Genomic DNA, 21,753 nt, shown 5'->3' with positions numbered 1-21,753 from the left:
CATAGTCACCCTGGACAATGCGTACATGGCTCAGTCCTCGCCCAGACCCAGCGAGTTGGGCCGACGCTTCTCGATCGCGAACTTGAGCAGCGCAGCGCTACGGAACAGGCCATGGGCAAACTTGCCATAGGGCAGTGTGATGAACAGCGCCATGACCGTGCCCAGGTGAATCGCCAGCAAGACCGCCATCGCTGCGGTATCACGCAGCCCCAGCAAGACGAGGCCCGTGGCGCTGACCAGCAGCAGAAGCAGGAGAAATGCCCGGTCCATGGGGCGCTGGGCAACATCGCCGTGCTCCGCTGCCCTGCGCAGGTTCAGCGCCAGCAACCCGGCCGGCCCGATGATCAAGCCAAGACCGCCCAAGGTGCCCAGCAGCACCGGCGCGCTCAGCAGCGGGTACGGCGCCTGTTGGCCCAGCAGGTAGTGGTAACCGGTGGCGACCAGCGTCGCGGCAAAGCACAACATGAAACCGTAGAACGTGAAGTGATGGAAACGTCGGCGCCAAAGCGTGAAGCGATCATCGGCATTGTTGCAGCCTTTGCCATGCCCACCGTCCAGATACTTCAGGGTCAGTGCAGCACTCGACGCCTCGATCACCGCCGCCGTGGCCGGTTGCGCCAACGCCTCGGCAGGCGAGACCGAGCGCCAGAAGCGTCGTACCGCCATCGCCAGCGCGACACCTGCAGCGGCAAACACGCTGCCGAACATCAGCGCCAAGGTGTTATGTGGGAAAACCGCATAGAAATTTCCCGCCAACCGCCCGGGCAGTAGTGTGCCGTTGCCCCACAAGGTCAGCAGCAAGAACAACGACAAGGCCACTGCCAAGGCGCTTGCGACAAACGTGCCGTTGCGCCGATACAGCCGCCCGAAGAGGGTCGGCCAGGCGTACTCGGCATACGTCTGCACGCGCACTTTGGCCATGGCCTGTGGCACGTTGACGGCGAATTCGTGGGGCTGGGCGTACTGGCAGGCGTGCAGGCAAGCCCCGCAGTTGTGGCATAGGTTGGCCAGGTAATGGATGTCTGCCTTGTTGAACTCCAGCCTGTGGGTCATCGCCGGGAAAACTGCGCAAAACCCCTCGCAGTAGCGACAGGCATTACAGATGCGCAACTGCCGATCTACTTCCTGCTCCTCAAGGGTCAACAGCGGGATCAAATCGAGGGCCGGCTGGGCGGCATCGGGCAGGTAGGGTTCAGGCAGTTGCGCGGTCATGGCTATTCTCTTGTTCTGGATGAAGGTGGCCTGTCGCCGCAGCGGCGTGGGTCCCGGCGATGCGGCCGAAGGCTGTGCCGATGGACATGCCGACACCTGCGGTGTAGCCCTTGCCCAACACATTGCCCGCCATCATCTCGCCGGCGACGAACAGGTTCGGGCTGGCATGCCCATTGAAATGCACTGCAGCCGTTTCATCGGTGCGCAGCCCAAGGTAGGTGAAGGTCACCCCCGGTCGCAGCGGGTAGGCGTAGTACGGTGGCTTATCGATCGGGCGCGCCCAGTGGCTTTTCCCCGGCTCCAGGCCCTGGGTGTGACAGTCGTCCAGGCGGGTGTGGTCGAAGGTGCCCACCTGGCAGGCACGGTTGTAGGCCTGCACGGTTTCGACGAAGGCTTGCACAGGCAAACCGAGCACGCCGGCCAGCGCCTCCAGGCTATCGGCGGTGGCGCCGGGAAAAACCGGCGGCATGAACCGGCCGAGGGCTTTCTGGTCGATGATCGAGAACCCCACCTGGCCAGGTTGATGAGCCACCAGGCGCCCCCAGATGGCATAGCGTTTTGGCCAGAAATCCTCGCCTTCATCATAGAAGCGCTGCCCATCGCGGTTGACCACCACGCCCAGCGACACACAATCGATGCGCGTGCAGATCCCGCCGTCGTAAAGCGGTGCGCGGGCGTCGATCGCCACCATGTGCGCCTGGGTCGGGTCGCCAATGGTGTCGGCGCCCTGTTCGATCAGGCGGCGTAACAGGACCCCGTCATTGAACCGCGTCCCGCGGATCAGGAAATTGTCCGAAGGCCACTCCCCTCGCTCATTCTGCCCCCAGGCTTCGCGCAACCATTGACGGTTCGACTCGAAACCACCGGCAGCCAGCACGCAACTGCGCGCCTCGATGCGCTCGGCAGGAAGGTGCCGGCCCTGGACCTCACGCGCCGGCACATGGCCGGCTACGAAACGTCCATCTTGCAGTTCGATATCGGCGACGGGCGTGTCGTAGCGGATCTGTACCCCGAGTTGTTCGGCGCTTCGATAATAGGCATTGATCAGCGCCTTGCCGCCACCCATGAAAAACGCATTGGTGCGTGCGGTGTGCAGCGCGCCAGACAACGATGGCTGAAAGTGCACGCCATGGCGGCGCATCCACCCGCGGCAGTTGGAGGATGCGCGAATCACCAGGCGCGCGAGCTTTTCGTCGGTCTGGCCACCGGTGACTTTCAACAGGTCCTGCCAGAATTCTTCTTCCGGGTACGCTTCGACCAGCACGTCCTGCGGGGCGTCATGCATGCACCGCAAGTTGCGCGTGTGCTGGGAATTGCCACCCCGCCAGACGCGCGGCGCAGCCTCGAGCAGCAGCACGCTGGCTCCTGCCTCGCGCGCCATCAGCGCGGCACAGAGGGCGGCATTGCCCCCTCCGATGACTAGCACATCGATCATTTCGCCTCCAAGTCACGCAGCGCCGGATGTTCGGCCGCTTTTCGGTGACCCAGGACTCTAGAGAGTGCTTCAAGGGCGCGAAACGCGATTACCGCGGGGAGGCATTCAGTTTTTCTAAAGGCCCGGATTAGGGGAAGACTGCGTCAAAGCAACTGAGCGCCCGGCCAGCGGCCCTGCTCCACCAACTCCCGCGATACTTCCTGCAGTACGATCTGGGTAGCCAAGGCGGCCGGCGAGAGTTCGTCATCGCTCAAGCTGACAATCAGATTGCGTCGCTGCGCTTGCGCCTGATCGATGGAAAATACGCGTAAGCCTGCCTGATGCGCCCGGGCAACCGTTGCGCCCGGCTGAATGGTGGCGGCATGACCTGCACAGACGCAATCCATCAACAGCGACAGGCCATCGACTTCCAAGACGATCCGGGGTTCGCGCCCTGCTCGTTCGAAAATCGAACGCAGCGTAGTCCGCAGACCATGCTGTGTGCTGGGCATCACCAAGGGCAGCGTGGCGATCTGTGCCAGAGTAAGCGCCTCACCCCAATCGGCATTGACCAGCGCGGCAGGAACCAGGACAAACAGGCGCTCGTTCAGCAGTGGCCGGACATTCAGGCGAGGCCCGGCGTCTGCTTGGAACAGCACGGCCAAGTCAAGGTGCCTGGCGTTGAGCTGGTTCACCAGGTAACCGGATAGCATTTCTACCAGGTGCAGGCGGATGTCGGGATAGCGTTGGCGCATCCTGTCGATCAACGCCAAGCCAAGAATCGATGCGGTAGTCGGTGCCAATCCCACGCTGGCATAACCGCTCATACGGCCACTTTGCGCGGCAAGCACCGCATGCTCCGCCTGACGCAGCGCCAGGCGCGCATGGTATTCGAAGGCCAGGCCCGCCGCCGTCGGTGACACGCCGGTGCTCGAGCGGGTCAACAGCCGGGTACTCAACTCGCTCTCCAGCTTCGACAGCTGCTGGCTCAAGGCGGAAGCGCCGACACCAAGCTCGAGCGCAGCCCTACCAAGGCTGCCGTACTCCAGGACACTCAGGAAATAGCGAAGCTGACGTAACTCCATACAAGACTCTTTCACCGCTGGGGGCCGCAGAGGCTAGCCCGGATTTGCCGATACGTCAGCCCGTTCGAATGCATCATGCCAGGTAGCTCTAGCCTGAGCTGGCTTGACTGCGTGCCTTGCCGTTGAGTAACAGATCTACCTTTGACCCATTGCCTCGGGATTGGCTACGTTCTTGGGTGCGCCGGCAAAAAACGCCACGAGATTGTCGAACGCATCACCAAAATAAAGCTCGTAACCGTTCTTTTCCACGTACCCCAGGTGCGGTGAGCACAGCACGCGCGGGTGATTGAGCAACGGGTGGGCGGGGTCGAGCACCGGCTCGTCCTCGTAAACGTCCACTGCGGCATAACCTGGCCGCCCGGCCTGCAATGCCTGCAGCAACGCGCCCGGGGCAATCAGTTCGGCGCGACTGACGTTCACCAGCAGTGCATCGGTTTTCATCCTGGCAAGATCGTCCGGAGTGACAATGTAGCGCGTGCTCTGGGCCAGGCGCAGGTTGAGGCTGAGGATGTCCGCCTCGGCGAACAAGGCTTCACGCGAAGCTGCGGCGCGATGGCCATCGGCTGCGGCCGCTGCCCGGCTGCTATCGCTGCCCCACACCAGTACCGGCATGTCGAACGCCTGGGCATAGCGCGCCAGCCGCTGGCCGATCTTGCCGTAACCCCAGATGCCCAGCACCTGGCCAGCCAGCGCCGAACCCAGGTTGACCTGCCATTGCCCTTGCCTGAATCCCTGTAGCGCCGCTACCAGCTGACGCCGCGCATTGAGCATCAGTGCCCAGGCGAGTTCTGCCGGGGCTACCGGCGAACCGCGGCCCTCGGTGACGACGATGCCACGCGCCGTGCATGCCGCCAGGTCAAGATGACCAGCAAGCTTGCCGGTCTGGCTGATCAGCTTGAGCTTGGGCAAACGATCCAGCAGCGCGGCATCGATGCGCGTTCGTTCACGCGTGAGCACCAGCGCATCGGCATCGGCGAACCTTATGGCCAATTCCTCCAGCGAGGCCGGTTGCCGATCGTGCAGCACCGTGACGTGGTGGCCCGCCAACCGACTGAAGCAATCGAGCGTACGGATCACATTCTGGTAGTCGTCGGGAATGACGATATGCATGCCGGCTGGCCCCTGGCGATGATGGAAGGATCAGACGATAGCTGAGTTGTGGCGCTTATGACGAGTGCCCCACTAAGCGGTGAAGCGTCATGCATCCGCTATTCGATGGCTGCGCCCACCCTATCGAGTGGTGATCCCCCTCAATCCGGTAATCCGGCCAGCACCGCGTTGACCATGCTGCTGAAGGCTGCCGGCGAGTCCACAGCCCGCGCGGCAGCGTTGACCGCTCCGTGCGCATGGGTGGAGCGCCTGGCCTGGTCGGCGGTGGCCGACAGCTTGACGATCACCAGTTCGCGCCGAGGGTTGATGTAGAGCTTCTGCCCAAAACGCCCGCTGGCCTCCACCGACCCATCGCCATCATTCTTCTGGAACCAATAGTTGCGGTAGCCGTAGCCAGGGCGACCGGGGCCGAGGCTGCCTTGGGCGAACACCGCCGGGTCGGCGGGCTGGAACGTACTGTGCACTGCCTGGTTGAAGCTGTCGCCCTTGACCTCGCGAGCCAGTTCACGGCGTACCAGTTCGGCGAAGCGGGCGGTGTCTCGCAAGTTGCAGCTGATGCCGCCACTGGCCATCTCGGTCCCGAGCGGGTCGACCTGCACATAGGCATCGTGCTCGGCGAAACGTGACCACAACCGCTGCTCGACCAGTTGCGCCCAGTTCAGTCCAGTGATGCGCCGCAACACCCACGCCAGCGCCTCCGGCGAGCCGTTCTGGTAGAAAAAGGGCGCCTTGTCACCTGGCTGCGGGGCCTGATGCACGTGCTGAAGAAAGCTGTAGATATCACCTGGCATGTCGCCTCGCGGTATCAGGCCGGTGGCGGCAAACAGGCCGAGGTCCGGCGGCATCTGCGCTGGATACTCCACCGCAACTTGCATGTCGAGGTTAGCCTGCACGGTCGCCTCGCCGAACGGCGTGCCGCTTAGTTCCGGCACGTAATGCGCCAGTGTGCGCTGCGGGTCAAGCGCACCTTCAACGATCAACTGGGCGGCGATCAGGCCTGTGACCGACTTGGTCATCGATGCCCATATATGCGCCTGGCCCGGTTGGAACGCTTCCAGATAGCGCTCGTATACCACCTTACCCCGATGTAGCACGATCAGCCCGTCGGTGCTGGTTTGCTCAAGGTAGTCGGCCAGGGTCAAGGGCTGCTCGCCGACCCTCAAGGCCACCTGATCGAGGGCTAGCCGGCGGCCTTCGGCCAAGGCCAACGGGACGGCTGCGCGGCCGATGCCACGGGTCGGCGACACCTCGCGGGCGTGGCGCATCGACCAGCGCAAGTAAGGTGGCTGAAAAGCATTGGCCTGGTTGACACGCAACTGCGCTGGAGGAGGAAACCCCTGCATCACGCCCTGCCCGGCCGGTGCGCCGATGGCCAACCCTGGGCCCAGCGCCCCGGCCAGCACCAGGGCAAAGCCGGGCAGATTGGCGGAGTGGGCGTGCATGCTGCGCTTGGACATGGTCTTGCTCCTTGGTTGCATTAGAAATTGGCACCAACGCTGAACGCGAGGTAATCGCGGTCACCGCGGGTGCCGTAGTCGCCGTCGAGGTAATCGGTATAGGCCAGGCTCGCCCAGTATTGGCTGGCCAAGTTGATGTCCACGCCCAAGCTGATCGAGCGCGAGCCTTGATTGAAGGCCGAGCTGTCAGCGGGTGAGTAACCCTCGACGTCATGGGCCCAGGCCAGGTTGGGGCGGATGTCCAGGCCCGGGATCAGATTCGGATAGCTCCAGGTTGCGCGCAGACGGTAGCCCCAGGAAAAGGGCGTCACGAAGCCTTCGCCATTGCAATCGCCTGGGCTTTTCGAAATCGCCAGGCACACGCTGTTATCGGCAAGTTCGCCGTTGCCGTAGGCACCGGAGCGGCCATAACGCGGTCCGAACCGCCCCTCCAGTCCGCCGACGTAGGTGGCCCCCAGCTCGCCCATCAACAGCAGCTGGTTGGCGCCCATGACCTGGCTGAACGCCTGTACGGCAGACACCTGGGCCTGGGTCACCTCCTTGCGCCGATAACCGTCGAAAGCGGTGTTGTCAGTCGCAGGACGCAGGCCATCGGCATTCAACGGACTACGACCGGGGGCATTGAGCAAGGATTGCAAGACATCGTTGCCGTTGAGCTGCACCGGCATGTTCGGCCGGTAGCTCAGCTCCCCTTGCACGGCAGCGCCGTTACGCAGGGTGGTGGCGAAGGTGATGCCGTACAAGCGAATGTCCTCGGGGTATTGCGCCCGGTACTGCGAGGTGCCCATGCGCAGCGCACCGGCCAGGGTCTGGCCGGTGCCAGACGCCAGAAAGGCAGCGCAGTTGGCCAGCGGCACGCCGAGATTGCTACACAGCGCCCCGGCAAAGCCGCTATTGGCGTAATAGCGGCTACTCACCGTGCCCAGGTAGGGCGAGCGGCTGTGGTAATTGGCGGCGAACAAGCCGAACTCGGTATCCAGCGGTTGGACGTACCAATGCAGCGAAAATCCCCATTGGCCACCGTTGCGCGCCTCCTGGTCGGCGCCCCGGGGCACCCGCACGCCCTCCTCCGTCAGCCTCACATCGAACGGGGCCAAGGCCTGCGCAACCGCGGGATTGGTCAGCATCTGCCCGCCGACATCCAGGCCTGTGCAGCCCTCAGGCATGAAGTCATTGCCGGAAAAGAACGTTGCGCAGTTGTCCAACCGAGTCTGCTCCCAGTCCAACTGGTAGAAAGCGTCGAAAGACAATGCCTGATTGAGGTTCTGCGTGAGATACACCAGGTTGACCGGCGCCAGGGCGTCCTTGACCTCCGAACCTGGGCGGCGCAGCGCGGCCTGGTTGAAGGGGTTGACGACGTTCAGCCCGCCCTGGATGAACAGGCTTTCCCCCCAGTTGACCACCTGTTTGCCCAGGCGCAGCGAACCGGGCTCCCCGTCGATGTCGTAGAGTGCGTAGGCGAAGGCATCGAGCAGCTCCACACCCGCGGTTTTCGCCGATACCTGGCGGTTGTCGTCGTCGATATCGACAGCCCGCTGGCTGTGGTCACGCTGCGCAGTGTCATACCAGTAAGTACCCCGCACGAATACCCCAAGGTTGTCGCCGCGCAGCTCCAGATCGTGGGTGCCTTTGAAGACTGCCGAGAACACATCGCCCGCGCGGTAGTTGCGTCGCCCGTCGTTGCCGTTGGCAGCCTGCAATTGCTGTTTGTCAGGGTTGGCAGTACTGATGGCGGTACCGAACGACAGGGCCGAGTCGAATCGCCCTTGCAGCGGGCCAACATCCAATTGCACGCCCGCGACCGGGGTGGCTAGCAGGCAGCACAGGGCCGCCAGCGGCGCGCGGCGCCGGCAGGAAAGAAGGGTTGCGCTCACTCTTAACCTCTTGTTGTTTTATTAGAGAGGGAAATGATGGGTTTAGCGCGGACGCGCCGGCCGCCCAGGCCGGCGGTGTCGGTGACGAGGAGTATCAGGTAGGTTTGCCGACGCTCACAAATAGCGTCTTCAGATCAATGCCATGCCGATTCGTTATGGCTCGATGGCGGTGGTTCAGAGCACCTCGAACAAGCCCGCCGCCCCCATGCCGCCGCCGACACACATGCTCACCACCACATAACGCACCTTGCGCCGGCGGCCTTCGAGCAAAGCATGCCCGACCATGCGCGCACCGCTCATGCCGTAGGGATGGCCGATGGCGATGGCCCCACCGTTGACGTTGAGCCGCGCAGGATCGATGCCCAGGTGTTCGGCGCAGTAAAGCACCTGGCAGGCAAACGCCTCATTGATCTCCCACAAACCGACGTCCTCGATTCGCAACGCATGGCGCGCCAGCAGTCGCGGTATCGCCAACACCGGGCCAATGCCCATTTCTTCCGGGGCCAGGCCCACCACCGCCATGCCCCGGTACAGCCCCAGCGGCTGGCCACTTAAGCGCGCCGCCCGCGCGCCACTCATCAGTACACAGGCGCTGGCGCCGTCGGACAACTGGCTGGCATTGCCTGCGGTCACGCAACCGCCCTCGACCACCGGTTGCAGTGCCTCGAGGTCCGCCAGCCGGGTCTGCGGGCGGTTACCTTGATCCTGGATCAGGTGCACGCGTTGGTGAGTCTGGATCCCGGTGACCTTATCCACGACCTTGCACTGCGCCACTACCGGGACGATTTCATCGGCGAACAGCCCGGCAGCCTGTGCTGCCGCCGTGCGCTGTTGCGACAGCCAGGCGTAACGGTCCTGCGCCTGGCGATCGATGCCATAGCGTTTGGCGACATGCTCGGCCGTGTGCAACATGGGCATGTAGGCGTGCTCGCACAAGCGCCGTACCGTGGCGTCCTGGGCGGCGTTGGCGGCCTGCATGTGGGCCTGTTGCACCAGGCTGATCTGCTCTTGCCCGGCGCCGACCACCACGTGCATGCCCTCGCCGCGGATCTGCTGGGCGCCGATGGCGATGGCCATCAACCCCGACGCGCACTGCCGATCGATGGTCTGCCCGGCCACCGACAGCGGCAGTCCGGCCGCCAGGGCCGACAGGCGCGCCGGGTTGATCGCAGCGGTACCGCTTTGCATGGCGGTGCCCAATACCAGATCCTCGATTTCGCCCGGTTCTATGCCCGCGCGCTCGACCGCAGCGCGGATGGCAATGGCGCTCATGCTGGGTGTGGTGAGGTCGTTGAAAGCGCCACGCCAGGCCTTGGCGATAGGCGTGCGCGCGGTAGATACGATGACAGCGTCTTGCATGAAACGGCTCTCCTTGGGCAGTTACGCCGGCAGCAGGCGTTGGTAGGCGCTGCGCAGCTTGACGGGAATGGCGACCGGGCGGTTGTCGCGGCGGTCGACGAAAACATGGCTGAAACGGCCAGCCGCGCAGGCCTCAGGTTCGCCCTCGACGAACACGGCCAGGGCGTAGTGCACTGAGCTGTTGCCCAGTCGCTCGACGGCCATGCCAACCTCGATGCGTTGTGGGAAGGCGACGGCGGCGAAATAGTCGCAGGCCGAACCCGCCACGTAGGCCACCACCGGGTCGCGATGAATGTCCAAACCGGCATGCTCGATCAGCCAGGTATTCACGGCAGTGTCGAAAAAACCGTAGTAGACGACGTTGTTCACATGCCCATACAGGTCGTTGTCATGCCAGCGGGTGGTGATCGGCTGGAAGTGGCGATAGGCGCTGCGCAGCGGGCGCTCCCTGGCCATGTTCAGAACGCCGCCTGATAGAGGGCCAGGGCATCGGCGAAGGTGACCTTGCGCGGGTTGTTGACCAATAACCGTTGCTGTTGCAGGGCATCCTCGGCCAGCAGTTGCAGGCTGTGCCGCGGTACCCCGACATCACGCAACCGACTGGGCAGGCCGCAGCGAGGCGCCAACTGCTCGAGCTCATCGATGAACTGGCTGCACAGTTCATGGGGGTCGCCAGGCACCAGCCGCTGGCCCAGCAGTGCTGGCGCCAGCGCCGCATAATCGGCGAACGCCTCAGGCCGGTTGAAACGCATCACGTGCGGCAGCACCAAGGCGTTGGCCAGCCCGTGCGGTACGTGGTAGCGCGCTCCCAGCGGGTACGCCAGCGCATGCACCGCCGCCACCGGCGCGTTGGCGAATGCCTGGCCGGCCAGGCAAGCGCCCAGGAGCATGGCCTGCCGTGCCACCATATTGCCACCATTGTGTACCGCCTGGTCAAGGTTGCTGGCCAGCAACGCCAGCGCTTCGCGGGCCAACAGGCTGGACAGCGGGTTGCGCTTGAATTGGCTGGTTGTGGCCTCGATGGCATGGACCATGGCATCGATACCGGTTGCGGCGGTTATCGCCGGTGGCAGGCCCAGGGTGCGCTCGGCGTCGAGCAGCGCCAGGTCGGGCAGCAACAGCGGTGAGATTACCGCCATCTTGGCCGCCTCGCCTGTGGTGATCACGGCCACGGGGGTGACCTCCGAGCCAGTCCCGGCGGTAGTCGGCACCTGGATCAGCGCCAGGCGCTGGCCCTTGGCCTGATCGATACCGTAGATCGCCTCCAGGGTCTGGTCACAGCCCGGATGTGCCAGCAGCGCCACCAGCTTGGCGACATCCATGGAGCTGCCGCCACCGAAACCGACGATCAGCTCGGCGCCGATATGCCGCGCCCGGCTGACCGCCGCCAGCACGCAGGCGTGGCTGGGGTCGGCGCTGACCTCACTGAAGATCGCCACGCTCAGGTGCGCCTGGGTGAAGCCTGGCAGCACATCATCGAGCATGCCCAGGTTGACGATGCCCGGGTCCGTCACGATCAGTACGCGGCGCACGCCACGCCGCTGACACAGCTGGGCCAGACGCCCGGCAGCGCCGGCTTCACACAACAGCTGGGGAGTCGTGACAAAACTGAAAGGCTGCATGTTTGTGTTCCTCTTGTTCTTGTGGGTGAACAGTTGGGCCAGGTCAGAAGGCGAAGTGCGCTTCATCCAGGCTCATCAGGCACAGGGCGCCGCCGCGTAACGCCTGGCAATGAGCACTGGCGCGCGGCAACACCCGCCGCCAATAGAAGGTGGCGGCATGCAGCTTGGCCTGGTAGAAGGCACTGTCCGCACTGCCTGCTGCCAGAGCCGCACTGGCAGTGTCAGCAGCCCGCAGCCACAATGCGGCCAGCAGCACGTAGCCTGAGTAGGCGAGAAAGTCCACCGACACCGCACCGATCTCCTGCGGGTCGCAGCGACAGGCATCAAGCACCTCGGCGCTCAGGTTGCGCCATTCCTGCAGGCGCTGGGTGACTGCCTGGGCCATGTTCGTCAGGCCGTCCGCGCGGCAACCTTGGGCCACTTCGAGCAATTCATCGATCAGCAGGCGCAATTGCTCGCCGTTGTCGCCGAGCACTTTGCGGCGAATCAAGTCCAGGGCCTGGATGCCGTTAGTGCCCTCATACAACTGGGTGATACGGCTGTCACGCATCAGTTGCTCCATGCCCCACTCGCGGATATACCCATGCCCGCCATAGAGCTGCACGCCCAGGCTGGCGGCCTCCTGGCCAACATCGGTGAGGAAGGCCTTGACGATCGGGATCAGCAACGCTGCCCGGCGACCGGCAGCCGCCTGAACTTCAGGCTGCGCGGCGCCATGTTCCAGATCCAGCGCTTGCGCCGCGAAGGCCGCGAGCATCCGGCAGCCCTCGCTGAGGGTTTTCTGCGTCAGCAGCATGCGCCGTACGTCAGGGTGGCAGATGATCGGATCGGCACTGCGTGCGGGCGCTACCGGGCCGGCCAGGCCGCGTGACTGCAAGCGCTCGCGGGCATAGGCCAGGCCACCCTGGAAGGCCGCCTCGGCGATACCCAGGCCCTGCAGGCCGACCTGGAAACGCGCGTCGTTCATCATGGTGAACATGCAGGCCAACCCCTGGTTGGCCTCACCGACCAGCCAGCCACAGGCATCATCGAAGTTCATCACGCAAGTCGCTGCACCCTTGATGCCCATCTTGTGTTCGAGCGCGCCGCATTCGACCGCGTTGCGCGCGCCCAACCCACCGCCATCGGTGCAGTGGAACTTGGGCACCAGGAACAGGCTGATGCCACGCACACCCACCGGCGCATCCGGCAGCCGCGCCAGCACCAGATGGACGATGTTGTCAGTCAGGTCCTGGTCGCCACCGCTGATGAAGATCTTGCTGCCACTGATGCGGTAGCTGCCGTCACCTTGCGGCTGAGCGCGGGTGCGCAACAGCGCCAGGTCGGTGCCGGCCTGGGGCTCGGTCAGGCACATGGTGCCGGCCCAGTGGCCGCTGACCAGCTTGCCCAGGTAGTCGCGTTTGAGCGCAGCGCTGCCATGCCGGTGCAAGGCCAGCACGGCGCCCTCGGTCAGGCCGGAATAGATTCGAAACGACAGCGACGCGCCCATCAGCATTTCGTGAAAGCAGGCTGCAACCATTTGCGGCAGTCCCTGGCCATCGTGCTCCAGTGGGCCGGTCATGCCTGCCCAGCCCTGCGCCACATACTGTCGGTAGGCCTGACGAAAGCCATCGGGGGTGCGCACGCTGCCTTGCTCCAGGCGGCAGCCCTGCTCATCGCTCTGGCGGTTGAGCGGCGCAACCACCTCGCCGGCGAAGCGTGCACCCTGTTCGAGGATGCCATCGATGGTTTCGCGGTCCAGCTCATTGCCCAGGCGGGCACAGTGCGCTGTCACATCGAACAGTTCGTGCAGTACGAAATGCATGTCACGCAAAGGGGCTCGGTAGCTCATGCGCGGCCCTCGCGGACATCGGCCAGCTGTTTGCCGGCGGCCACCAGGCGCATCAACAGCGCGGCCGGACGCCAGTGCTCACCGAACAGGCCCTGCAGGCGCTCCAGCCTTGCCAGTAGCAGGCTCAAACCCTGCTGATCGGCCCAGCACATAGGCCCGCCGAGCGCTGCCGGGAAGCCGTAGCCATACCGGTAGACCCGGTCGATATCGGCGCTGCAACTGGCCACCGACTCCTCAAGAATCTTCGCCCCTTCATTGACCAGTGCCAGCAGACAGCGCTCGCGAATTTCCTCATCGTCGATCGCGCGCCGGTGCATGCCCAAGTCCAGGGCAACCTTGAGCACCAGTGCATCGACCTCAGGGTCGTGCTCGGCATCGCGGCTGCCGGGAGCATACCGATAGTAGCCCTGGCCGCTTTTCTGGCCGAAACGCCCCAGCGCGCACAGGGCATTGTCAACCTGTACCAAAGGCGCATCCAGATCCTTGCCAGCCAGCTGGCGCGCTCGCCACTCCAGATCGATGCCGACCACGTCATACATGCGAAACGGGCCCATGGCCAGACCGAACGCCTGCAGCGCCTCGTCCACCTGCCGCGGCGTAGCGCCTTCGAGCAGCAGCTTGCGCGCCTCGGCCACATAGGTGGCAAGCATGCGGTTGCCGATGAAGCCCGGGCAGTTGCCGGCCACCACCACTTCCTTACCCATGCGCTGGCCGAGGGCCTTGGCCGCATCGAGTACCGCAGGCGCAGTGCGCTCCCCACGCACGACTTCCAACAACTTCATGACATGGGCCGGGCTGAAGAAATGCAGCCCCAGCACCTGTTCTGGCCGGCGGGTCACGCCAGCGATGGCGTCGATATCCAGAGCCGAGGTGTTGCTGGCCAGGATGGCTTTGGCTTTGAGTGTGCTGTCCAGGGTGCGGAAGATGTCCTGCTTGAGTGCCAGGTTTTCGTATACCGCTTCGATCACCAGGTCCACTTCGGCGAGGTCGGCGCAGGCCATGACCTGGCGCACCCGCGCCAGGCAGGCGTCGGCCTCGGCCTGGTCGATGCGCCCCTTGGCCACCTGCTGTGCCCAAGTCTGCGCGAGCATCGCCAAGCCGGCTGCGGTAGCCCTGGGGTCGTTATCCAGCCACAGCACCGCAAGGCCTGCCCGGGCCAGGCTGATGACAATGCCGCGGCCCATCGTGCCGGCGCCGATCACGCCAACCTGCTGAATGTTGAAGGGAGTACTCACGGGTGACGCTCCTGATTAGTGGTGTCAAGGCATTGCCCTCACCCTAGTCAGGCGCCTACTATTTTTGAAATTTTCATTTTCCATCCCATGTATTTTTCGCATGAATATAGCCAACTTCGATCTCAACCTGTTGCGCGTGCTGGACATGCTATTGCGAGAGCAGAACGTCTCCCGCGCCGCCGAGCGTCTGGCCCTGACCCAGCCGACCGTGAGCAATGCCTTGGCGCGCCTGCGCGACCTGCTCGGCGACCCGCTGCTGGTGCGCGTCGGCCGGCAGATGCGCCCCACTCCACGCGCCTTGGCCCTGGAAGGCCCGATTCGCGCGGCGCTGCAACAGATCGAACAGACCCTGGGCGTCGGCGACCGCTTCGACCCGCAGATCAGCCATCGGCAGCTGCGCGTCGCACTCACCGATTTCGCCGAACAGCTGTGCATGCCCAAACTGCTGGTCACTTTGCAAACCCAGGCCCCGCATTTGCGTGTGGACGTGCTGCACCTGACGCCCAACCTGCCGGCCGAGGCCCTCGACCGCGGCGAACTCGACCTGGTCCTGGGGCGCTTCGATGATGTACCGGCGCGGTACGAGCGGCGCCACTGGCGCAGCGAAACCCTGCACGTGGCGCTGCGCCAGGGCCACCCGCAAGTGGCGGGCACACTGGACCTGCAGACGTTCCTCGGCTTGCGCCACCTGTGGGTGCACGGCGGTCAGACCCGCGGCATGGTCGACCAATGGCTGGCTGAACAGGGCCTGGCCCGGCAGATCGTCTACACCACCCCCAATTACCTGCAGGCCGCCCACCTGGCGGCAAGCTCCGACCTATGCGTGGTGCTGCCCACCGCACTGGCCCGCCATTTCGCCAGGCTGCTGCCGCTTCAGTTATTCGACCTGCCGTTCGCGTTGCAGCCGTTCCAGCTGGAACTGGTCTACCTTGCCCACCGCCAGCACGACCCGGCACTGGCCTGGCTGGTGGCGCGCATCATGGATATTGGCGCCGACTGAGCCATCGCATCCCGGCATGGGTAGCCATGCAAGAGTGGTATTGGTTCGTCGGCGAGTACTGTCCTTAGAGTGTTCGCACTCAGAACAACAAGGACCACCCCATGCGCGTACCAACATTGCCCTGCCTGCTGGCCCTGGCCCTGCCCTTTGCGGCGCTGGCCGAAGGACCGGGCAAAGATGCCACCGACCTCACCCGCCAAAGCAATCAACAATGGTTGCAGCGCCTGCCCTTTGCCGAGCGCAGCGACTTCGACAATGCCCGCCGTGGCCTGCTCGAAGCCGTCGACGACGCCGTGGTCAATGCCGACGGCAAAACTGTCTGGGACCTGCAGCGCTATGCCTTCCTGAACGGCGAGGCGCCGGCCACGGTCAATCCGAGCCTGTGGCGCATCGCCCAGCTCAATAGCATTGCCGGGTTGTTCAAGGTCACCGACGGCATCTACCAGGTGCGCGGCCTGGACCTGGCCAACATGACCCTGATCGAAGGCGAGCACGGCCTGATCGTGATGGACCCGCTACTGTCGGTGGAGACCGCCAGGGCCGGGTTGGCGATGTACTACCGTCATCGCCCGCGGCGACCGGTGGTCGCGGTGATCTATACCCATCCACACGTCGATCACTTCGGCGGAGTGCGTGGGTTGGTCGACGAGGCCGAGGTCAAGGCCGGCAAGGTGCAGGTCATCGCCCCGCAGGGCTTCTTCGAGCATGCCATCAGCGAAAACGTATTGGCCGGGCCTGCTATGAAGCGCCGGGCGCAGTACATGTACGGCGCGCCGCTGCCACGCGGGCCTCGCGGCCAGGTGGATGCCGGCTTGGGCAAGGGTGTGCCAGCCAATGCCACGGTCAGCCTGATCGCCCCGACCCGGCTGATCGAGCAACCCTTCGAAAGCCTGCGCATCGACGGTATCGATATCGAGTTCCAGCTCACACCCGGCACCGAAGCGCCCGCCGAGATGAATCTGTGGTTCCCCCAGTTCAAGGCCTTGTGCATGGCCGAGAACGCCTCCCACGTGCAGCACAACGTGCTGACCCTGCGCGGCGCCCAGGTACGCGATGCCAAGGTGTGGGCGTACTACCTGGATCAGTCGCTGTTGCGCTATGGCGAGCAAGCCGAGGTGGTGTTCGCCCAGCACCATTGGCCGACCTGGGGCGGCGCGGCGATCCGCGAGTACCTGGCCGATCAGCGCGACATGTACGCGTTCATCGATAGCCAGACCCTGCGCCTGATCAACCGCGGCCTCGGCCCCACCGAGATTGCCGCCGAACTGACTACGTTGCCGCCACGGCTGGCGAGCAAATGGTATAGCCGCGACTACTATGGCTCGCTCAGCCACAACGTGCGTGCGGTATATCAGCGCTACATGGGCTTTTACGACGGCAACCCGGCGACCCTCAACCCATTACCGCCGAGCGAGGCCGGTGCGCATTACGTAACGGCCCTGGGCGGTGCCGAGCGGGTGCTGACGCTGGCCCGTGAAGCTTACGCAAACGGCGAATACCGCTGGGTCGCAGAGCTCACCCGGCACCTGGTCTTCGCCCAGCCCGATAACAGCCCGGCGCGCGAGCTACAGGCCGACGCCCTGGAACAGCTGGGCTACCAGAGCGAGAACGCCACCTGGCGCAACGCCTACCTGACTGGCGCACAGGAGCTGCGCAACGGCATGGCGCCAGCCGCCAGCAAGGGCGGCAGTGCCGACGACCTGGTGCGCGCCCTGACCCCGACGCTGTTCTTCGACTACCTGGGGGTACGCGTGGATGCCGCCAAGGCCGCCGAGCAGGACCTGACCATCAACTGGCACTTCACCGACCTGAACGAAGACTACGCCCTGACCCTGCGCAATGGGGTGCTCACCCACCGCGACCATCGCCGCCACGGACAGGCCGATGTCGAGGTAAAAATGAGCAAGGCCACTCTGGACCGCATCGCACTGAAGCAGACCGGCTTTCTCAAGGAAGCGACCGCAGGTGATATCGCCATCAGCGGCGAGCGCATAAAGCTCATGCGCTTCATGGCAGCGCTGGACGAACCGGATGGGCGCTTCAACATCGTCACCCCCTGAATCAGCACCAGCGCCGCTCTACAGCGAGCGGCGCAACCAGACGCCCAGCACCAATACGGCCACCCCCACCGTACACAACGGCACGATCCAGGCACCTGCCTGTCCCTGCCCGCAGCGCAGCATGCCCAGGCCACGGCGGTAGATCCCGCGCTCGCGGGTCCTGCCCAACAGCGCCAATAACAACGCCATGCCTGCCACCATCTGCATTTCGCCACGCCAAGCCAGGCACGCTACCAGTAGCAACGCCACTTGTGTGCGCCGCCAGGCCAGCACTGTCCGTTCGGCCTGCAGCCCGCTGTCGCACGCGCTATCAACCATGCCAACGCTCCCAGAACACCCCCACCAGCAGCACGCAGGCAAGCCCACACGCCACACTCAAGAGCGGCACCAGGCGCGCCAGTGGCAGCGGCGCCTCGCGACGCAGCGCCCGTTCAACCGCCAACCAGCGCCAGCCGGCGCCCAGGCTCACCAGCAAGCTCATGGCCAGCAACGCCAGCTCCATCGCCACACGTGCTGGCGCGGGCCAGGCATGGGCGGCGAAGGTTTCGAGGGCGATGGCGCCGCCGAGCAAGGCCAGGGCGGTGCGGATCCAGGCAAGAAAGGTACGTTCATTGGCCAGCGTGAAGCGTGGATCGGGCGCCTTGCCCTGCCCCAGCAACCAACGCTCCCAAGGGGTGTGACGGTGTTCGGGGTTCATCGCGGGTCCTGTCTCAGCGCAGCCCTTGGCTGCGCAACGCGCCGGGGGAAAAATAAGAAGCACTGGTACGCACATCGAAGGCGTACGGCCTTGGCTGCTGGTTGGTCAGGCCTGACAATTGGTAGCGGCCAGTGCGCAGGTCATAGATCGCCTCCATGGCATTGACCAGTGCCTGCCCGGTGACGTGGTAGTAGCTGTGAGCCTGGGCTGTACGCCACAACTGCCCCTGGTGATCGAAGAAGTCCGCCTCGACGATGGCCCAGCTGTCCTCGTCCAGGTAGTAGCGACGACTGGCATAGATATGCCTGGCCCCCGGTTTGAGCGTACCCACCACTTCCCACACCCGGTGCAGCTCGTAGCGGGTGGGGTGGGGGTTGACGTGACCCGGCCCGATCAACGCGGCATAGCCGAGCACAGGCGAGGCCAGGCGATAGCTGTTGTACGGCACGTGCAGCACCTTCTTGCCCACCAGGGTCCACTGGTAGAGGTCCGGGGCACCATTGAACATGTCGCGGCTGTCGGCGGTACGTAGGCCGGCGGTGCCCGGGGTGATGCTGTCATAGGCAAGTGCCGGAGCCCGCCGCACCCGCCGCTGACTACTGCTGTACAGCCACGACAGTCGCGGCTGCGCGACCTGATCGAGGGTTTCGTGCAGCACCACGGCATCGCCCGCCAGGCGCGACGGGGCGGTCATGCGGTAGCTCAGGTAATACAGGACATTGCCGGTCTGGCCATCCTCCAGCACGTCGGGGCGGGCGAAGGTCTGCTGCAGACTCATCGTGGCGAAGCGGCCATCGCCACGCGGGGTGATACTGTCCGAGGCCAGGCTGTAGCTGGCATTGCGTGGCCGGGTGAGGTGGTTCCACAGAACCTGCAGGCCATTACTGGGCTTGGGGAATGCCAGGACGCCGGCAAAGCCTTGGACGCCGTTGCCGTCATTGACCAGTTGGGCACTGCGAGCATTGTGCCGGGCCCACTCGCTCACTGGTTGCGGCACCGCGACACTGCGGTGCGATGGGTACACCGGCAAGCGAAACGAGTTGGGGTAGCGCTGGAGCAAGGCCACCTGCCCGGCGGTAAGCTGCTCCCGGTACTGGGTGTAGTTGTTGGCGCTGATGACGTAAAGCGGCTGCTCATCGGCGTACGGGTCAAGGGGGGTACCGTTGACCGCCAGCGATACTTGCCCCGCTTGCAGGCCGCCGCTCCAGGCCGGGATGCGACCGTCGCTACTGGGCCCCCATTCGGCCCCCACCGGCGTCAGTTCTGCATGCAGCGGCTTGGCAGCCACGTGCAGGGTCAGCAGGCTGGCGTTGACGAGCAGGATGCAGCGCAGCAGGGCAACAGGTTTCATCGGGCTAGGCCTCTTGTTGTTGTGTGATCCCAGACGGGCTTGCCTTGGCCCGCCCTTTCGGGGTGATACTAGGAGCCGCGCTTCGAACCTCACAAATAACGTGTTCGGATACGTGCCATATCAGTTCGGCATACCCTTGGAACCGCTCCGATGACCCTGAAACAGCTTCGCTACCTGATCGCCATCGTCGAAGCCGGCAGCTTCTCCTCGGCTTCGCGCCGGGCCTACATTGCCCAGCCGGCGCTGAGCCGGCAGATAAGCCTGCTGGAAAGCGAACTGGAGATGCAGTTGCTTGACCGCCAGCACGACGGCATTGCCCTGACCGATGCCGGGCGCCAGCTCTACGAGGTGGCGCGTCAGGTGGTACAAAAGCTCGACTCGGTGAAGGACGAGCTGAAGTCCAGCCGCGGCGACCCCAAGGGCCACGTGGCCATTTCCATTCCGGCCACTGCCGCCAACCTGCTGCTGCCGGAAATCGTCAGGCGCGCCGAACAGCGCTTCCCCGGCGTGATCCTGACGGTGTGGGACGGCCTCAGCCGCGAAGGCGGCCAAGCCATCGAGCTGGGCAAGGTGGACTTTGGCGTGGTGCCCAATGCCGAGGAACTCGAGCATGTCGAGGCTGAGCCGATCTTCACCGAAGCGCTGTACTGGGTCGGTGCATCAGCACCGAACGCCCCTGACACCATTAGCCTGGCCGAGGCCGCCGCCACTCGGCTGGTGTTGCCGCCGCGGGCGCTGCACCTGCGCCGGCGCATCGAGCAAGCCGCCATGGAAGCCGGCGTGCCACTGAGCGCCGCCTACGAACAGCAATCGGCACCCGGCATCGCCAGCCTGGTGCGTGCCGGCCTGGCGGCGACCATCAGCAACTGGCCGCCGTTGAGCGAACTGCTCGAACCCACGACGGCGCGACGCATCGTCGAGCCGCGCATCAGCCGCACCATCGCCTTGGCGCACTCGCAGCACAAACCCCTGTCGTTCGCCGCCGGTTGCTTGCGCGACCTGGTGCGCAGCGTGCTGATCGACCTGGTCAACAGCGGCCGCTGGCGGGGCGATCTGATCGGCAAAGAGTCCGAACCGCTGGAATCAGTGCTCGGCGTTCAGCTGGCGGTCTGAGCGCGCGTCTGCCCGTCACCTGCAGCCGACTCGCGCAAGCGCTGCAGGGTGCGCTGCGGGTTCAAGCTGGCAAGGCCAACCAGTCCGGCCACCACCAGCACTGCACCGCAGACCAAGAACCCCTGGGCGTACCCCGCCGGATGCGCGGCTCCCGCGCCCTGCACCAGCACGCCGGTGACCACCGGCGCTGCCAAACCGGCCAACGAAGCGATGCCGTTGCCCATGGCCAGGATGCCGCCGCGCTGGGCCGCCGGGGTGAACTCGGCAAGCATCGCCGGCCCCACCGAATACATGATTAACGCCAGGCCGCCACTGAAGGTCAGCGCTGCAACCCGCACGGCGGTGCTCAGCCCTGGCAGGATCAGCGACGCCGACAACAGCCCGCCCAGTATCAGGCACACGGCAACGAATACCCCGCGTGCCACCCGCGAAGGCACGCCGCGGCGCATCAGGCGCTGGGACAACCAGGCCAGCAGCAAGCTCAGCGGCGTGGTCACGACCACGAACATGACGAAAATGCGTCCGGTCTGCAGCGGGTCGATGCCCAGGCCGACCTGCAGGTAGCTGGGCACCCAGGTCAGGGTCAACGCCAACGACCAGTTAGCGGCGAAGTGGCACAGGTAGTTGCCCAGCACACTGGGATCGCTCAGCAGTTTGCGGTAGGGAATTGCCGGTTCATCGGCCTTGAGCTGGCTGGCGCGCAAACGCTCGAGCGTGCCCTCCTGGCCCAACCGCCACCACAGCAGGCACCAGACCAGGCCGATCAGTGCCAGGATGATGAAGTTGGTACGCCAGCCATAATGCAGGCTGACCCAAGGGATCATTGCCCCGGCCACCAGCAGCCCCATGGCGCTGCCGGCATGCAGCAGGGCCACCGGCAGGTTGCGCCGGTCGTTGGGGAACCACTTGTACAGTGCATGGGTGGCGACCGGCGACGCCGGCCCCTCGCCGATGCCCAGCAGCACGCGGCAGGCGACGATGGTCCACAGTGAGGTGGCGAACAGCATCGGCAGCTGGATCAGTGCCCAGAACAGGCCCATGCCCAACAGCAAGGTGCGAGTGGGGCGGCGGTTGGCCATAAAACCACCGACCACGGCGGAGATCGCGAAAAACCAGTGCAAGGCGCCGCCGATCAAGCCGAACTCGGTCGCCGTCAGGCCCAGTTCGGCGCTCATCGGCACCGCCACCAGGCCGATCACCACCTTGTCGAGAAAGTTGACCAGCATCAGCAGCGCCAGCAAGACGGCCACCAGCCAGGCAGTACGGGGGTTGGGCAGGGAAGAATCTGCAGTCATGGCGAGTACTCTTGTTATTGTTGTGGGGTGATGCCAAA

The 21,753-nt window shown here is 64.8% G+C and carries 18 protein-coding genes; 3 read left to right on the top strand and 15 right to left on the bottom strand.

From position 1 onward, the window contains the following. Positions 1-30: 30 nt before the first annotated feature. From tcuB to OIU19_RS00185, 11 genes are all read right to left on the bottom strand, one after another. Positions 31-1,212, bottom strand: coding sequence for a tricarballylate utilization 4Fe-4S protein TcuB (tcuB, locus tag OIU19_RS00235; protein WP_264232510.1), 1,182 nt, complete (start codon positions 1,210-1,212; stop codon positions 31-33). Further along, positions 1,193-2,647 (bottom strand): FAD-dependent tricarballylate dehydrogenase TcuA, encoded by a 1,455-nt coding sequence (gene tcuA / locus OIU19_RS00230; RefSeq protein WP_264232509.1) that lies wholly within the window; start codon positions 2,645-2,647, stop codon positions 1,193-1,195. Before tcuA ends, tcuB begins: the two co-directional genes overlap by 20 nt. A 143-nt stretch (positions 2,648-2,790) precedes the next feature. Beyond that, positions 2,791-3,711, bottom strand: a complete 921-nt coding sequence (locus OIU19_RS00225; protein WP_264232507.1) for a LysR family transcriptional regulator — start codon at positions 3,709-3,711, stop codon at positions 2,791-2,793. 135 nt (positions 3,712-3,846) lie between these two features. After that, positions 3,847-4,821, bottom strand: coding sequence for a D-2-hydroxyacid dehydrogenase family protein (locus tag OIU19_RS00220; protein WP_264232506.1), 975 nt, complete (start codon positions 4,819-4,821; stop codon positions 3,847-3,849). A 140-nt stretch (positions 4,822-4,961) separates the two neighbouring features. Beyond that, on the bottom strand, positions 4,962-6,278 hold the full coding sequence (locus OIU19_RS00215; protein WP_264232504.1) for a serine hydrolase: 1,317 nt from the start codon (positions 6,276-6,278) through the stop codon (positions 4,962-4,964). A gap of 20 nt (positions 6,279-6,298) precedes the next feature. Further along, positions 6,299-8,152 carry a DUF1302 domain-containing protein gene (locus tag OIU19_RS00210; RefSeq protein ID WP_264232502.1) on the bottom strand — a complete coding sequence of 618 codons (1,854 nt, stop codon included), beginning with the start codon at positions 8,150-8,152 and terminating at the stop codon, positions 6,299-6,301. 174 nt (positions 8,153-8,326) lie between these two features. Next, a complete protein-coding gene (locus OIU19_RS00205) occupies positions 8,327-9,511 on the bottom strand; it encodes an acetyl-CoA C-acyltransferase (protein ID WP_264232500.1) in 1,185 nt (394 codons plus the stop codon). A 21-nt stretch (positions 9,512-9,532) separates the two neighbouring features. Further along, on the bottom strand, positions 9,533-9,967 hold the full coding sequence (locus tag OIU19_RS00200; RefSeq protein ID WP_264232498.1) for a thioesterase family protein: 435 nt from the start codon (positions 9,965-9,967) through the stop codon (positions 9,533-9,535). A gap of 2 nt (positions 9,968-9,969) precedes the next feature. Further along, positions 9,970-11,133: an iron-containing alcohol dehydrogenase gene (locus OIU19_RS00195; protein WP_264232496.1), complete on the bottom strand. Its 1,164-nt coding sequence runs from the start codon at positions 11,131-11,133 to the stop codon at positions 9,970-9,972. 43 nt (positions 11,134-11,176) lie between these two features. After that, on the bottom strand, positions 11,177-12,964 hold the full coding sequence (locus OIU19_RS00190) for an acyl-CoA dehydrogenase C-terminal domain-containing protein (RefSeq protein WP_264232494.1): 1,788 nt from the start codon (positions 12,962-12,964) through the stop codon (positions 11,177-11,179). After that, positions 12,961-14,199, bottom strand: a complete 1,239-nt coding sequence (locus OIU19_RS00185; protein ID WP_264232493.1) for a 3-hydroxyacyl-CoA dehydrogenase — start codon at positions 14,197-14,199, stop codon at positions 12,961-12,963. The genes OIU19_RS00190 and OIU19_RS00185 overlap by 4 nt, the downstream gene beginning before the upstream one ends. Positions 14,200-14,299: 100 nt before the next feature. Here OIU19_RS00185 and OIU19_RS00180 point away from each other — a divergent pair, with 100 nt between their 5' ends. Together OIU19_RS00180 and OIU19_RS00175 are read left to right on the top strand one after the other, a co-directional pair. Continuing rightward, complete coding sequence (locus tag OIU19_RS00180; RefSeq protein ID WP_264232490.1) at positions 14,300-15,199, top strand: LysR family transcriptional regulator; 900 nt, start codon at positions 14,300-14,302, stop codon at positions 15,197-15,199. A 101-nt stretch (positions 15,200-15,300) separates the two neighbouring features. Continuing rightward, positions 15,301-17,259, top strand: coding sequence for an alkyl/aryl-sulfatase (locus OIU19_RS00175; RefSeq protein ID WP_264232489.1), 1,959 nt, complete (start codon positions 15,301-15,303; stop codon positions 17,257-17,259). Positions 17,260-17,277: 18 nt separating this feature from the next. On the opposite strand, the gene OIU19_RS00170 is transcribed toward OIU19_RS00175, so the two are convergent. The 3 genes from OIU19_RS00170 to OIU19_RS00160 are packed head-to-tail and all read right to left on the bottom strand — an operon-like array spanning position 17,278 to position 19,307. Next, entirely contained in the window at positions 17,278-17,577 is a 300-nt protein-coding gene (locus tag OIU19_RS00170; RefSeq protein ID WP_264232487.1) for a DUF202 domain-containing protein, read from the bottom strand. After that, the gene (locus OIU19_RS00165; protein WP_264232486.1) at positions 17,570-17,956 is read right to left on the bottom strand and encodes a YidH family protein; all 387 of its coding nucleotides are present in this window, start codon (positions 17,954-17,956) and stop codon (positions 17,570-17,572) included. The genes OIU19_RS00170 and OIU19_RS00165 overlap by 8 nt, the downstream gene beginning before the upstream one ends. A 13-nt stretch (positions 17,957-17,969) precedes the next feature. Continuing rightward, the gene (locus tag OIU19_RS00160; protein ID WP_264232484.1) at positions 17,970-19,307 is read right to left on the bottom strand and encodes a DUF1329 domain-containing protein; all 1,338 of its coding nucleotides are present in this window, start codon (positions 19,305-19,307) and stop codon (positions 17,970-17,972) included. Positions 19,308-19,457: 150 nt separating this feature from the next. Here OIU19_RS00160 and OIU19_RS00155 point away from each other — a divergent pair, with 150 nt between their 5' ends. Continuing rightward, positions 19,458-20,420: a LysR family transcriptional regulator gene (locus OIU19_RS00155; RefSeq protein WP_264232483.1), complete on the top strand. Its 963-nt coding sequence runs from the start codon at positions 19,458-19,460 to the stop codon at positions 20,418-20,420. Here OIU19_RS00155 and OIU19_RS00150 read toward each other — a convergent pair. Beyond that, entirely contained in the window at positions 20,405-21,715 is a 1,311-nt protein-coding gene (locus tag OIU19_RS00150; RefSeq protein WP_264232481.1) for an MFS transporter, read from the bottom strand. The two genes, OIU19_RS00155 and OIU19_RS00150, sit on opposite strands and share 16 nt — an antisense overlap. Between the last annotated feature and the right edge of the window lie 38 nt (positions 21,716-21,753).

The organism is Pseudomonas sp. BT-42-2 (assembly GCF_025847435.2).
Classification (GTDB): Bacteria; Pseudomonadota; Gammaproteobacteria; order Pseudomonadales; family Pseudomonadaceae; genus Aquipseudomonas; species Aquipseudomonas urmiensis.
The sequence above is the reverse complement of the archived record's forward strand: the minus strand, read 5'-3'. Positions and strand labels throughout refer to the sequence as shown.

Bases quoted from the DNA above. Each gene is read 5' to 3' on its own strand.
- OIU19_RS00195 (WP_264232496.1), bottom strand. From the start codon at position 11,133: ATGCAGCCTTTCAGTTTTGTCACGACTCCCCAGCTGTTGTGTGAAGCC.
- OIU19_RS00225 (WP_264232507.1), bottom strand. From the start codon at position 3,711: ATGGAGTTACGTCAGCTTCGCTATTTCCTGAGTGTCCTGGAGTACGGC.
- OIU19_RS00190 (WP_264232494.1), bottom strand. From the start codon at position 12,964: ATGAGCTACCGAGCCCCTTTGCGTGACATGCATTTCGTACTGCACGAA.
- OIU19_RS00155 (WP_264232483.1), top strand. From the start codon at position 19,458: ATGACCCTGAAACAGCTTCGCTACCTGATCGCCATCGTCGAAGCCGGC.
- OIU19_RS00175 (WP_264232489.1), top strand. From the start codon at position 15,301: ATGCGCGTACCAACATTGCCCTGCCTGCTGGCCCTGGCCCTGCCCTTT.
- OIU19_RS00220 (WP_264232506.1), bottom strand. From the start codon at position 4,821: ATGCATATCGTCATTCCCGACGACTACCAGAATGTGATCCGTACGCTC.
- OIU19_RS00200 (WP_264232498.1), bottom strand. From the start codon at position 9,967: ATGGCCAGGGAGCGCCCGCTGCGCAGCGCCTATCGCCACTTCCAGCCG.
- tcuA (WP_264232509.1), bottom strand. From the start codon at position 2,647: ATGATCGATGTGCTAGTCATCGGAGGGGGCAATGCCGCCCTCTGTGCC.
- tcuB (WP_264232510.1), bottom strand. From the start codon at position 1,212: ATGACCGCGCAACTGCCTGAACCCTACCTGCCCGATGCCGCCCAGCCG.
- OIU19_RS00180 (WP_264232490.1), top strand. From the start codon at position 14,300: ATGAATATAGCCAACTTCGATCTCAACCTGTTGCGCGTGCTGGACATG.
- OIU19_RS00150 (WP_264232481.1), bottom strand. From the start codon at position 21,715: ATGACTGCAGATTCTTCCCTGCCCAACCCCCGTACTGCCTGGCTGGTG.
- OIU19_RS00215 (WP_264232504.1), bottom strand. From the start codon at position 6,278: ATGTCCAAGCGCAGCATGCACGCCCACTCCGCCAATCTGCCCGGCTTT.
- OIU19_RS00170 (WP_264232487.1), bottom strand. From the start codon at position 17,577: ATGGTTGATAGCGCGTGCGACAGCGGGCTGCAGGCCGAACGGACAGTG.
- OIU19_RS00165 (WP_264232486.1), bottom strand. From the start codon at position 17,956: ATGAACCCCGAACACCGTCACACCCCTTGGGAGCGTTGGTTGCTGGGG.
- OIU19_RS00205 (WP_264232500.1), bottom strand. From the start codon at position 9,511: ATGCAAGACGCTGTCATCGTATCTACCGCGCGCACGCCTATCGCCAAG.
- OIU19_RS00160 (WP_264232484.1), bottom strand. From the start codon at position 19,307: ATGAAACCTGTTGCCCTGCTGCGCTGCATCCTGCTCGTCAACGCCAGC.